Here is an 11,597-nt window from a genome sequence, read left to right as displayed (position 1 = left end):
GTATTCGCCGGGCGTCGATTGTGCCGGGAGTTGCGCCGAACCCGCGCCGCTTGTCCATCCGTTGAAGCGATGGCGACGCGCGGCGCGGGCCTGCGCCAGAATGGCCGCGTGCCATCCTCTTCTTCCACCCCTCCCCTCTTCCACGCCAGCCACTTGCGCAAGCGCTATGGCGACACCACGGTCGTGGACGACCTGTCGTTCGAGATCGCGCCGGGTGAATGCCTCGGCGTGATCGGCCCCAACGGCGCCGGCAAGACCACCACCATCCGCATGTGCCTGGGCCTCACCGCGCCCGACGGCGGCGAGATTTCGGCGCTGGGTTTGCAGATGCCGCGCGATGCGCTCGCCATCAAGGCGCAGTTGGGCGTGGTCACGCAGTTCGACACGCTCGACCCCGACTTCAGCTGCGCCGAGAACCTCGTGGTGTACGGCCGCTACTTCGGCTTCAGCAAGGCCGAGGTGCGCGCACGCGTGCCGCAGTTGCTGGAGTTCGCTGCGCTTTCGCACAAGGCCGACGCGAAGCCGGGCGAGCTCTCGGGCGGCATGCGCCGGCGGCTGTCGCTGGCACGTGCGCTGGTGAACGACCCCAAGCTGCTGCTGCTCGACGAGCCGACCACCGGGCTCGACCCGCAGGCGCGCCACCTGATGTGGGAGCGGCTGCAGGTGCTGCTGCAACAGGGCAAGTCGATCCTTTTGACCACGCACTTCATGGACGAGGCCGAGCGCCTGTGCTCGCGCCTCCTGGTGCTCGACCACGGCCGCAAGATCGCGGAAGGCAAGCCGCGCGACCTGATCGCCGAGCACCTGGAGCCCGACGTGGTCGAGGTGTATGGCAACGGTGCGCTGTCGCTGGCCGAGTCGCCCGAACTCAAGGCGATGGCGGCGCGTGTCGAAGTGAGCGGGGAGACGGTGTTCTTCTATACACAGGACGCGCGGCGGCTGCTCGACGCGCTCACGCGGCACGGCGGCCTGCGTACCTTCCATCGACCCGCGAATCTCGAAGACCTTTTCCTGAAGCTCACCGGGCGGCAGATCCGCGAGGACGGCTAGACCATGAACACGACGACAGCAACGACAACGACGACGAACGCCCCGACGCCCTCTCCCTGGCGCGCACCCGAAATCTCTCTGCGCTGGTGGCCCGTGTTCCTGCGCAACCTGCTCGTGTGGCGCAAGCTCGCGATCCCGAGCCTCATCGGCAACATCGCGGAGCCGCTGATCTGGCTCGTGGCCTTCGGCTACGGCATGGGTGCGCTGGTGGGACAGGTGGCGGTGGACGGTGTGAAGGTGCCCTACATCCTGTTCCTCGCGAGCGGCTCGATCTGCATGAGCGCGATGAATGCGGCGAGCTTCGAGGCGCTGTATTCGGCGTTCTCGCGCATGCACGTACAGAAGACCTGGGACGGCATCATGAATGCGCCGGTCGGGCTCGATGACATCGTGATGGCCGAGATGCTGTGGGCCGCGTTCAAGTCGATCTTCACCGTCACCGCGATCTTGTTCGTGATGCTGGGCCTGGGCATCAGCCACAGCCCGAAGCTCGTCGTCGCGTGGCTGGTGCTGATTGGCGCGGGCATCACCTTCTCGTCGATCGCGCTGATCTTCAATGCCCTCGCCAAGGGCTACGACTTCTTCACCTACTACTTCACGCTGTTCATGACGCCGATGATGTTCCTGAGCGGCGTGTTCTTTCCGCTGGAGCAACTGCCCTCGGCGGTAAAGGCGGTGGCCGCATGGCTGCCGCTGACCAACGCGGTGGCGCTGGTGCGGCCGCTCTTCATGGACCAGTGGCCGGCCGACTGGTGGCTGCATGCGGCGGTGCTCGCGGTGTATGCGGTCGTGGCGTTCTGGATTGCACTGGCGCTGACGCGCAAGCGCTTCAAGGCCTGAAGCTTCCTGGCTGAACGCATCCTCGAAACGGATGCTTTCAAATTAAATTGCACACAATTCAATTGCTCGCTAGAATTCCTGCCATGCGTTCCACCACCGTCTCCGCCGACGAAATGCTCAAGCTGGACAACCAGCTCTGTTTCGCCGTGTACTCCGCCTCGTTGGCGATGACCCGGCTCTACAAGCCGGTGCTGGAAAAGCTGCAGCTCACCTATCCCCAATACCTCGTCATGCTGGCCCTCTGGGAGCAGGACGGATTGATGGTCTCCGAACTCGGCGAACGCCTCTCGCTCGACTCCGGCACGCTCACCCCGCTGCTCAAGCGGCTCGAAGCCAACGGCTACGTGGCCCGGGTGCGCGACGTGGCCGACGAACGCCGCGTGCACATCACCCTCACCGCCGCCGGCCGCAAGTTGAAGACCCGTGCCGCCAGCGTTCCCGGCTGCCTCATGGCCGCCACCGAATGCTCGGTGCCCGAACTCATCTCGCTCACCCAGCAGATCCAGACCCTGCGCGACCGCGTCAAGAAGGCGGCCTGACCGAGAACGTTTTTCTTTCTCCCCGCTTCGATCAAAGACGAGAGAAGCATTTTTTTCACCTGTCCCCTCCCTCCATCATCAAAGGAAACACCATGACCACCAAGCTCGACAAAGTGCTCTACACCGCAGAAGCCCACACCGTCGGCGGCCGTGACGGCGCAGGCAAGTCCAGCGACGGCGCGATCGACGTCAAGCTCAGCTCGCCTGGTTCGGGCAAGCCCGGCACCAACCCCGAGCAGCTGTTCGCGGTCGGCTATGCCGCCTGCTTCATCGGTGCGATGAAGGCCGTCGGCCCGAAGATCAGCGTGAAGGTGCCCGACGACGTGTCGATCGACTCGAAGGTTTCCCTCGGCCCGACGAACGGCGGTGCTGCCTACGGCATCTCGGTGCAACTGGCGATCACGCTGCCCGGCCTCGACGCTGAACAGAAGCAGAAGCTGGTCGACACCGCTCACCAGGTCTGCCCGTATTCGAACGCCACCCGCGGCAACATCGACGTCGAACTCACGATTGTTTGAGCTCGCCCCCAGGCTGCGCGCACTTCGTGTCGCTTCGCCAACCCCCTACCGGGGGCAACACCTGAGGCCCGGCAAAGCCGGTTCCTCGGTGTTCCCTTGAAGGGATCCGACAGTTTCAAAGAAAGCGCCTCAGCCACAAGCCGGGGCGCTTTTTTCATGGCCGGCGTTGTCTCACGGGCGACGCGGAGAGGGACAACGCGATAGCGCCTTTCATCAAGCTTGGCTAACGTGGCCGCACGCCCTTCAACGCACCGTGGAGATCGACCCCATGAGCACCACCAGCCTCCTCGTCCGCAAGGACAACCTTCCCACCACGCGCCTGCACACCGCCACCGACCAGCCCTTGGCCGACGGCCAGGTGCGCGTGCGCATCGACAGCTTTGCGCTCACCTCGAACAACATCACATACGCCGCGTTCGGCGATGCGATGAGCTACTGGCAGTTCTTCCCCTCCGAGGAAGAAGGCTGGGGCTCGATCCCCGTGTGGGGCTTCGCGAGCGTCGTGCAGTCTTTGCACCCCGGCGTGGCGGTGGGCGAGCGGCTCTACGGCTACTGGCCGATGGCATCGAGCGCGGTGCTGAGCCCCGACCGGCTCTCGCCCGGTCGCTTCACCGATGTGGCACCTCACCGTGCCGAGCTGCCCGCTGTCTACAACCAGTACTTCCGCTGCAACGCCGATCCGCTCTACACCACCGACACCGAAGACCTGCAAGCGCTGCTGCGACCGCTCTTCATCACCTCGTGGCTGATCGACGACTTCATGGCCGACAACGACTTCTTCGGCGCCACGACCATGCTGCTGTCGAGCGCATCGAGCAAGACGGCGTACGGCACCGCCTTCCAGTTGCACCAGCGCTTGGGGCTGGAGGTGATCGGCCTCACCTCGCCCGGCAACGTGGCCTTCTGCGAAAGCCTGGGCTGCTACCACCGCGTGGTGACCTACGACGCACTCGACAGCATCGCGGCGGACACGCCCAGCGTTTACGTCGACTTCGCGGGCAATGCCGGGCTGCGCAACGCCATCCACACGCGATTCGCGAACCTCAGGTACAGCTGCTCGATCGGCGGTACGCATGTGGAACAGCTCTCGGCCAAGGGCGCGGGCAAGGACCTCCCGGGCCCGCGCGCCACGCTGTTCTTCGCGCCTGCGCAGATCAAGAAGCGCACCGCCGAATGGGGCGCGGAGGAATTCGGCCGGCGCATGGTTTCGGCCTGGCGCAATTTCCTCGCCACGGTGACCGACGCCAGCAACCCCTGGCTACACGCCGAGCAGCACCGCGGCGGCGAGGCGGTGCAGGCCGCCTACGCGCAGGTGCTGGCCGGCAAGGGCGACCCGCGCACGGGCCATATCCTCTCGCTTTACAAACAACCCGGCGGGCGGTGACGCGAACCGGGCGGGGGTGGCGACAATCGCCGCATGACCCTTTCCCCCGCAGCGCCCGCCAATACCCATCCCTATGAGAGCCTCACGCCAGACGTGGTGCTCGACGCGCTCGCGACGCTCGGCCTGCACGGCGACGGCCGGCTCACCGGCCTGAACTCGTACGAAAACCGGGTCTACCAGGTGTTCCTGGAGGACCGCAGTGCGGTGGTGGTGAAGTTCTACCGCCCCGAGCGCTGGAGCGAAGCCGAGATCCTCGAGGAGCACGGCTTCTCGCTCGAACTGGCCGCCGACGAAGTGCCGGCTGTGCCGCCCCTTGTTTTCGACGGCAAGACCCTGCACCACCACGCGGGCTTCGCTTTCAGCGTGAGCCCCTACCGCGGCGGCCGCGCGCCCGAGCTCGACAACTTCGAGGTGCTCGAATGGGTCGGCCGCTTCCTCGCGCGCATCCACACCGTGGGCAGTGCCAAGCCTTTCGAGGCCCGCCCCGCGCTCGACCTGCAGACCTTCGGTCTCGACTCGCGCGATTGGCTGCTGGAGAACGACAAGATCCCGCTCGACATGCAGCGCGACTGGGAAAAGATGTGCAACGAGGCGCTGGACATGGTCCGCGCGACCGCCCTCGCGCTGCAGCCGCCGGCCTCCGATTTCAAGCCGCGGAAGCTCCGCCTGCATGGCGACGTGCACCCCGGCAACATCCTGTGGACGCCCACCGACCGCCCCGGCGGCGGCCCGCACTTCGTCGACCTGGACGACGCGCGCACCGGCTTTGCCGTCCAGGACTTGTGGATGCTGCTGTCGGGCGACCGCGCGCAGCGCACCTCGCAGCTGTCGGGCCTGCTCGACGGCTACGAGCAGTTCCGCGAATTCGACCGCCGCGAGCTCGCGCTGATCGAGCCGCTGCGCACGCTGCGGCTCATCCACTACAGCGCTTGGTTGGCGCGGCGCTGGGAAGACCCGATCTTCCCGATCAACTTTCCGTGGTTCGGCTCGAGCGATTACTGGAAGGGGCAGATCCTCGTGCTCGAAGACCAGTGCGAGCAGATGGCGGAAGAGCCTCTTTACGCCTGAGCCGCGGTTTCCGCGACGCCCTGCAGCAGCCGCTCGACCAGCACGTTGGGCGGCCCGCTGCGCCAGACACCGTAGGACTCCGACTGCACCACCGGCCGATCGAGCGGCCTGAAGACCGCGCCGCGCAGCGCCGAATTGCGCATCGCCTGCGGCACCAGCGCCACGCCCATGCCTTGCGACACCAGCGACACGACGGCCAGCCAGTGGCGCACTTCATGCCGCACCTCGGGCAGGAAGCCCGCATCCGCGCAGATCGACAGGATGCGCTCGTGATAGTCGGGTGAAGCCTCGCGCGAGAACAGCACGAAGGGCTGGTCGCGCAGGTCGGCCGGGGCCAGCACCTTCTTGCGTGCGAGCGAATGCCCTGCAGGCAGGCAGCACACGAAGGACTCGGACAGCAGCAAGCGGTGATGCAGCTCGGGCGGCATGCGGCTCGTGTGGACGAAGCCCAGGTCCAGCCGGTCGTGCAGCAGCTCCGATATCTGCACGCCCGAATTGAGTTCGTTCAGCGTGATGCGCACCGCCGGATGCTTCGCCTGGAATGCGCGCAGCGCCGGCGGCAATCCGCGATAGAGCATCGCCCCGACGAAGCCGATGCGCAGCCGCCCCGCCGAACCGCTCGCCACATCGCGCGCCTCGGTCGCCGCCTCTTCCGCCTGCTGCAGCAAGCGCCGCGCCGAAATGCGCAGCGCCTCGCCCGCGTGCGTGAGCCGCACTTCCTTGCTGTTGCGCTCGAAGAGCCGCGCGCCCACCGAGTCCTCGAGCTGGCGGATCGCGACCGACAGCGGCGGCTGCGAAATCGAGAGACGCCGCGCGGCGCGCCCGAAGTGCAGCTCCTCGGCCAGCACGGAGAAATAGCGCAGGTGTCGCAGTTCCATGAATAGGCAGATCGAATCGAACAAGACCAATTCGATATTAGACACAGATCATCATGGGTTCAACAATGCGGCGAACCCAGGAGACAAAACGCATGCCTGAAAACGCCGCACCTGCCGCGCTGCCCACCGCGCACGCCCATCCGATTCCCGACCGCCACGGCCAGAACCTCTTCACCGCCGACACCGAGCTGCACGACCTGCTCGCGCTCTACCTGCCCGAGGACCTGGGCACGCACATGCAGCCGCACTTCGAGCGCCTGGGCGGCCTCGCGGGCGGCCTGCTCGACGAACTGGCCGGCACCGCCGACCGCAACCCGCCCACGCTGAAGCAGCGCACCCGCACCGGCCTGAACGAGCAGAAGGTCGTCAAGCACCCGGCGTATGTGGAGATGGAACGCCTCGCGCTCAGCGAGTTCGGCCTGGCCGCCATCTCGCACCGCGACGAGACGCTGGGCTGGAAAGGCAAGATGCCGCCGCTCGTCAAGTACGTGCTGACCTACCTTTTCGTGCAGGCTGAGTTCGGCTTGTGCTGCCCGGTCTCGATGACCGATTCGCTCACGCGCACGCTCAAGAAGTTCGGCAACCCTGAACTGGTCGCGCGCTTCCTGCCGCGCCTCACTTCGCTCGATTTCGACGAGCTCGCACAGGGCGCGATGTTCATGACCGAGCAGGCCGCGGGCTCCGACATCGCCGCCACCGCGACGATGGCACGGCGCGAGGCCGACGGCAGCTGGCGCATCACGGGCGACAAGTGGTTCTGCTCGAACCCCGACGCCGATTTCGCGATGGTGCTCGCGCGCGCCGAAGACGGCGTGGCGGGCATGAAGGGCGTGTCGCTCTTCCTCTTGCCGCGCCGGCTGGAGGACGGCAGCCTCAACCACTACCGGATCATTCGCCTGAAGGACAAGCTGGGCACGCGCTCGATGGCCAGCGGCGAGATCCGGCTCGAAGGCGCGGTGGCGTACCTCGTCGGCGAAGAGGGCCGCGGCTTCGTGCAGATGGCCGACATGGTGAACAACTCCCGCCTGTCGAACGGCGTGCGCGCCGCGGGCCTCATGCGCCGCGCCGTAGCCGAAGCCGAATACATCGCCGCCGAGCGCCGCGCCTTCGGCCGCACGCTCGACCAGATGCCGCTGATGCAGCGCCAGCTCGACAAGCTGCGCCTGCCGGCCGAGCAGGCGCGCACGATGGTGTGCCAGACCGCGCTCGCGCTCGCGCGCTCCGATGCCGGCGAGCCCGATGCGTACGCGCTGCTGCGCATCCTCACGCCGCTCATCAAGTTCCGCGCCTGCCGCGATGCGCGCAAGGTGACGGGCGATGCGATGGAAGTGCGCGGCGGCTGCGGCTACATCGAGGAGTGGAGCGATCCGCGCCTCGTTCGCGATGCGCACCTGGGCTCGATCTGGGAAGGCACGAGCAACGTCGTGGCACTGGACGTGATTCGTGCGGTGAAGCGCGAGGGCTCGCTGCCGGTGCTGCGCGCACATTGCGAGAAGCTGCTGGACGATGCGGCGCTCGCCCCTGCGTTTGCCAAGGCCTTGAGCGATTCGCTGGCACGCGCAGCAGCGTTGGCCGAGACCGCGGCCCGCGAAGGCGGCGACGTGCTCGCGCGCCAGGCCGCGTCGGCGCTCTATCACTGCACGAGCAGCATCGCGATGGCGTGGGAGGCGAGCCACAGCCGCTCGGCCGCGCGCCTGCGCTGGGCGCAACTGGTGCTGCTGCACCGCGTGCTGCCGCGCGACCCGCTCGCGCCCGACGCGATGCCCGCGGACTGGAACGCCACCGCGACGCGCAACGTAGAAACCACTGCCTGATTCAAAAGAACGGAGACATCCTTTGCGACACCTCACCCACCTCTTCGCAGCAGCCACCGCCTGCGCCGCACTGCTGAGCGCAGCACCCGCCGCCCAGGCTCAAGGCCCCTTCCCCTCCAAGCCATTGACACTGGTCGTGCCCTTCCCACCGGGCGGCCCGACCGACGCCATGGCCCGCACGCTGGCCGCCGAGATGAAGGACCGCCTCGGCCAACCCATGATCGTGGAGAACCGCGCGGGCGCAGGCGGAAACATCGGCGCCGAGTACGTGGCGCGCGCCGAGGCCGACGGCCACACGCTGCTGTTCGGCACCTCGGGCCCGCTCGCCATCAACGCGAGCCTCTACCGCAAGATCAACTACGACCCGGTCAAGAGCTACGCACCGGTGATCCAGGTCGGCTACCTGCCGAACATCCTGGTGGTGAACCCCGCGCTGCCGGTGAAGACCGTGCCCGAACTCGTCGCGTATGCCAAGGCCAACCCGGGCAAGCTGAGCTATGCCTCGTCGGGCAATGGCGCGTCGTCGCATCTTGCGGGCGTGCTCTTCAACTCGGTGGCCGGCACCGACCTGCAGCACATCCCCTACAAGGGCACGGGCCCCGCGCTCAACGACCTGCTGGGCAACCAGGTCAGCATGACCTTCACCGACATCCTCACCGCGCTGCCCTACGTGAAGGCCGGCAAGCTGCGCGCGCTGGGCGTGGCGACGGTCGAACGCTCGCAGGCGCTGCCCGAGGTGCCGACGATCTCGGAGCAGGGCTACAAGGGCTACGACGTGAGCGTGTTCTTCGGCATCGTCGCGCCGGCCGGCACGCCCGCGGACCGCGTGGCCAAGCTCAACCACGCGTTTGCCGAAGTGCTGAACTCGCCGAAGGTCAAGCAGATGTTCGCGGCGCAAGGGCTCGAAGCCTCGGCCGATACCTCGCCGCAGAAGCTCGGCCAGTTCATCGTGAGTGAATCGGCCAAGTGGAAGGACGTCGTGAAGAAGTCCGGCGCGCAGCTCGATTGATGATGAATGACGAAGGCATCGGACTGAAATGACATCACCCCAAGGCGCTCTCGCGGGCATCCGCGTGCTCGACATCTCGCGCATCCTCGGCGGCCCCTACTGCGGCCAGATCCTGGGCGACCACGGGGCCGACGTGCTCAAGGTCGAGCCGCCGCAGGGCGACGACACGCGCACCTGGGGCCCGCCGTTCAAGGAAGGCGTGGCCTCGTACTACCACGGGCTCAACCGCAACAAGCGCGTGCAGCACCTGGACTTCTCGACCGAGGAAGGCTGCGAGGCGCTGCTCGCGCTGGTGGCCGAGGCCGACGTGCTGATCGAGAACTTCAAGACCGGCACGATGGAGCGCTGGGGCATCGGCTACGAAACGCTGTCGCAGCGCTTTCCGCGCCTCGTGTGGTGCCGCGTGTCGGGCTTCGGTGCCGACGGTCCGCTGGGCGCACTGCCCGGCTACGACGCGGCGGTGCAGGCGATGACCGGCATCATGAGCGTGAACGGCGAAGCGGAAGGCGGGCCGCTGCGCGTGGGCCTTCCCGTCGTCGACATGGTGACGGGGCTCAACGCAGTCATTGGCGTGCTGCTCGCGCTGCAGGAGCGCAACCGCAGTGGCCGCGGGCAGTTCGTGGAGGCGGCGCTCTACGACAGCGGGCTCTCGCTGCTGCATCCGCATGCGGCCAACTGGTTCATGGACGGCACGGCGCCGCGCCGCACGGGCAACGCGCATCCCAACATCTATCCCTACGACGCGCTGGCCACGGGCACCGATCCGGTGTTCGTCGCGGTGGGCAACGACCGCCAGTTCGCAAGCCTGTGCCGCTGCATCGGCCTGCCCGAACTCGCGGACGATCCGCTCTATCGCACGGCCGGTGCGCGCTCGGTGCACCGCGATGCGCTCAAGCAGCGGCTCGAGGCGGCGATGACGGCTTTCGACGGCCGCGCGCTGGTCGATCAATTGATGGCGGCCGGCGTGCCTGCAGCGCCGGTGCTGCCGGTAGCCGATGCGCTGCAGCATCCGCACACGCTGCACCGCGAGATGGTGGTGGAGATGCCCGGCGGCTACCGCGGCATCGGCGCGCCTGTGAAGCTGAGCCGCACGCCGGCGAGCTATCGCCATGCGCCGCTGACGCCGGGCGACGCGTTCCTGCCAACGGACGATTCAGCGCCGCACTGAACGCCCACGGCCGATGCCGTAGTACGCGATGCCGGCGGCTTCGACTTCGGCGGCGTCGTAGATGTTGCGGCCGTCGAAGATCGCGGGCGTCTTCAACGTGCTCGCGATGCGCGCGAAATCAGGGCGACGGAACACCGGCCATTCGGTCACGAGCGCCAGCACGTCGGCGCCCTGCAGCGCATCTTCCGGCGTGTCGCACCACTGCACATCGTCGCGCTCGCCGACGATGGCACGCGCATTCGGCATTGCCGCCGGGTCGTGCACCTGCACGCGTGCGCCCGCTGCCCAAAACCGCTCCAGCAGCACCAGGCTCGGCGCATCGCGCATGTCGTCGGTGTCGGGCTTGAAGGCCAGGCCCCAGAGCGCGATGGTCTTGTGCGCGATGTCGCCTTCGAAGTGATGCGTCATCAGGTCGAACAGCCGGCCCTTCTGCTCATGGTTCGCGGCTTCCACCGCCGAGAGGATGCGCAACACCTGCCCGCCGCGATCGGCCGCGTGCCGAAGCGCCCGCACATCCTTCGCCAGGCACGAGCCGCCGTAGCCCGCGCCCGCCTGCAGGAAGTCGGGGCCGATGCGCCGGTCCGAGCCGATGCCGCGGCGCACCATCTCGATGTCGGCCCCCGCATGCCCGGCCACGCGCGCCATCTCGTTCATGAAGCTGATGCGGGTCGCGAGCATCGCGTTGGCGGCGTATTTGGTGAGTTCGGCCGAACGCCGGTCCATCACCAGCAGTTGCGTCGCGGGGTCTGTGACGAAGGGCGCATAGAGCTGCGTCAAGAGGTCGATGGCCACGGGGTCGGCAGCACCGATCACCACACGGTCGGGCTGCCGGCAGTCGCGCACGGCCGAGCCTTCGCGCAGGAACTCGGGGTTCACCGCCACCGCGATGCGATGCGCTGCACCGCGTTGCGAAAGCTCCGCGCGCAGCACGGCCTCGACCTGCTCCGCGGTGCCGACCGGCGCGGTGGACTTGCAGACGACCACCGCGTCGCGATCGCGGTGCTGGCCGATGCTGCGCGCCACGGCCATCACGTGCTGCAGGTCGACGTCGCCTTCGGCATTGGCCGGTGTGTTGACCACGATAAAGAGAACTTCTCCATGCAGGCTCGCGGCGCGCTCGTCGGCCGTAAAACGCAATCGCCCTGCAGCAAGCCCCTCTGCGACCAACGCCTCCAAGCCCGGCTCGTGCAACGGCATCTGCCCCTGCTGCAAGCCTTCGATGCGGCTCGCATCGGCGTCTGCACACAGCACATCGTGCCCGGCCTCGGCCATGCAGGCGGCGAAGCTGAGGCCCACATAACCGGCGCCGAAGATGGCGAGCTTCATGCG

General features: G+C 67.4%; 11 protein-coding genes. 9 read left to right on the top strand and 2 right to left on the bottom strand.

Annotation, left to right across the window (positions count from 1 at the left end):
• Positions 1 to 69 precede the first annotated feature (69 nt).
• The 6 genes from QF040_RS26860 (at position 70) to QF040_RS26835 (ending at position 5,399) form a co-directional block, all read left to right on the top strand.
• Positions 70 to 1,050, top strand: coding sequence for an ATP-binding cassette domain-containing protein (locus QF040_RS26860; protein WP_429613536.1), 981 nt, complete (start codon positions 70 to 72; stop codon positions 1,048 to 1,050).
• A 3-nt stretch (positions 1,051 to 1,053) separates the two neighbouring features.
• A complete protein-coding gene (locus QF040_RS26855) occupies positions 1,054 to 1,890 on the top strand; it encodes an ABC transporter permease (protein WP_429613535.1) in 837 nt (278 codons plus the stop codon).
• A gap of 83 nt (positions 1,891 to 1,973) precedes the next feature.
• Positions 1,974 to 2,429 carry a MarR family winged helix-turn-helix transcriptional regulator gene (locus QF040_RS26850; RefSeq protein WP_013543997.1) on the top strand — a complete coding sequence of 152 codons (456 nt, stop codon included), beginning with the start codon at positions 1,974 to 1,976 and terminating at the stop codon, positions 2,427 to 2,429.
• Positions 2,430 to 2,521: 92 nt separating this feature from the next.
• A complete protein-coding gene (locus QF040_RS26845) occupies positions 2,522 to 2,947 on the top strand; it encodes an organic hydroperoxide resistance protein (protein ID WP_013543998.1) in 426 nt (141 codons plus the stop codon).
• A gap of 268 nt (positions 2,948 to 3,215) precedes the next feature.
• Positions 3,216 to 4,331 (top strand): DUF2855 family protein, encoded by a 1,116-nt coding sequence (locus QF040_RS26840; RefSeq protein ID WP_429613534.1) that lies wholly within the window; start codon positions 3,216 to 3,218, stop codon positions 4,329 to 4,331.
• Between the two features lie 33 nt (positions 4,332 to 4,364).
• Positions 4,365 to 5,399, top strand: a complete 1,035-nt coding sequence (locus QF040_RS26835) for a serine/threonine protein kinase (RefSeq protein WP_429613533.1) — start codon at positions 4,365 to 4,367, stop codon at positions 5,397 to 5,399.
• Here the strand turns inward: QF040_RS26835 and QF040_RS26830 are convergent.
• Positions 5,390 to 6,277 carry a LysR family transcriptional regulator gene (locus QF040_RS26830; RefSeq protein ID WP_429613532.1) on the bottom strand — a complete coding sequence of 296 codons (888 nt, stop codon included), beginning with the start codon at positions 6,275 to 6,277 and terminating at the stop codon, positions 5,390 to 5,392. The two genes, QF040_RS26835 and QF040_RS26830, sit on opposite strands and share 10 nt — an antisense overlap.
• Positions 6,278 to 6,369: 92 nt before the next feature.
• Here QF040_RS26830 and QF040_RS26825 point away from each other — a divergent pair, with 92 nt between their 5' ends.
• From QF040_RS26825 to QF040_RS26815, 3 genes are read left to right on the top strand one after another with little or no spacing between them, the layout of a single operon-like run.
• The gene (locus tag QF040_RS26825) at positions 6,370 to 8,091 is read left to right on the top strand and encodes an acyl-CoA dehydrogenase family protein (RefSeq protein WP_429613531.1); all 1,722 of its coding nucleotides are present in this window, start codon (positions 6,370 to 6,372) and stop codon (positions 8,089 to 8,091) included.
• Between the two features lie 22 nt (positions 8,092 to 8,113).
• Positions 8,114 to 9,100, top strand: coding sequence for a Bug family tripartite tricarboxylate transporter substrate binding protein (locus QF040_RS26820; protein WP_429613530.1), 987 nt, complete (start codon positions 8,114 to 8,116; stop codon positions 9,098 to 9,100).
• Between the two features lie 28 nt (positions 9,101 to 9,128).
• Complete coding sequence (locus tag QF040_RS26815) at positions 9,129 to 10,268, top strand: CaiB/BaiF CoA transferase family protein (protein ID WP_429613529.1); 1,140 nt, start codon at positions 9,129 to 9,131, stop codon at positions 10,266 to 10,268.
• On the opposite strand, the gene QF040_RS26810 is transcribed toward QF040_RS26815, so the two are convergent.
• Complete coding sequence (locus tag QF040_RS26810; protein WP_429613528.1) at positions 10,254 to 11,594, bottom strand: UDP-glucose dehydrogenase family protein; 1,341 nt, start codon at positions 11,592 to 11,594, stop codon at positions 10,254 to 10,256. The two genes, QF040_RS26815 and QF040_RS26810, sit on opposite strands and share 15 nt — an antisense overlap.
• Positions 11,595 to 11,597 lie beyond the last annotated feature (3 nt).

It is taken from the genome of Variovorax sp. W2I14 (genome assembly GCF_050435205.1).
GTDB classification, from domain to species: domain Bacteria; phylum Pseudomonadota; class Gammaproteobacteria; order Burkholderiales; family Burkholderiaceae_C; genus Variovorax; species Variovorax paradoxus_C.
Note: the sequence above shows the minus strand (reverse complement) of the source record. Positions and strands in the feature narration are given on the sequence as shown.

Coding starts and splice junctions, on each gene's coding strand:
- QF040_RS26855 (WP_429613535.1), top strand. CDS start 1,054: ATGAACACGACGACAGCAACGACAACGACGACGAACGCCCCGACGCCC.
- QF040_RS26845 (WP_013543998.1), top strand. CDS start 2,522: ATGACCACCAAGCTCGACAAAGTGCTCTACACCGCAGAAGCCCACACC.
- QF040_RS26860 (WP_429613536.1), top strand. CDS start 70: ATGGCGACGCGCGGCGCGGGCCTGCGCCAGAATGGCCGCGTGCCATCC.
- QF040_RS26840 (WP_429613534.1), top strand. CDS start 3,216: ATGAGCACCACCAGCCTCCTCGTCCGCAAGGACAACCTTCCCACCACG.
- QF040_RS26810 (WP_429613528.1), bottom strand. CDS start 11,594: ATGAAGCTCGCCATCTTCGGCGCCGGTTATGTGGGCCTCAGCTTCGCC.
- QF040_RS26835 (WP_429613533.1), top strand. CDS start 4,365: ATGACCCTTTCCCCCGCAGCGCCCGCCAATACCCATCCCTATGAGAGC.
- QF040_RS26825 (WP_429613531.1), top strand. CDS start 6,370: ATGCCTGAAAACGCCGCACCTGCCGCGCTGCCCACCGCGCACGCCCAT.
- QF040_RS26830 (WP_429613532.1), bottom strand. CDS start 6,277: ATGGAACTGCGACACCTGCGCTATTTCTCCGTGCTGGCCGAGGAGCTG.
- QF040_RS26850 (WP_013543997.1), top strand. CDS start 1,974: ATGCGTTCCACCACCGTCTCCGCCGACGAAATGCTCAAGCTGGACAAC.
- QF040_RS26815 (WP_429613529.1), top strand. CDS start 9,129: ATGACATCACCCCAAGGCGCTCTCGCGGGCATCCGCGTGCTCGACATC.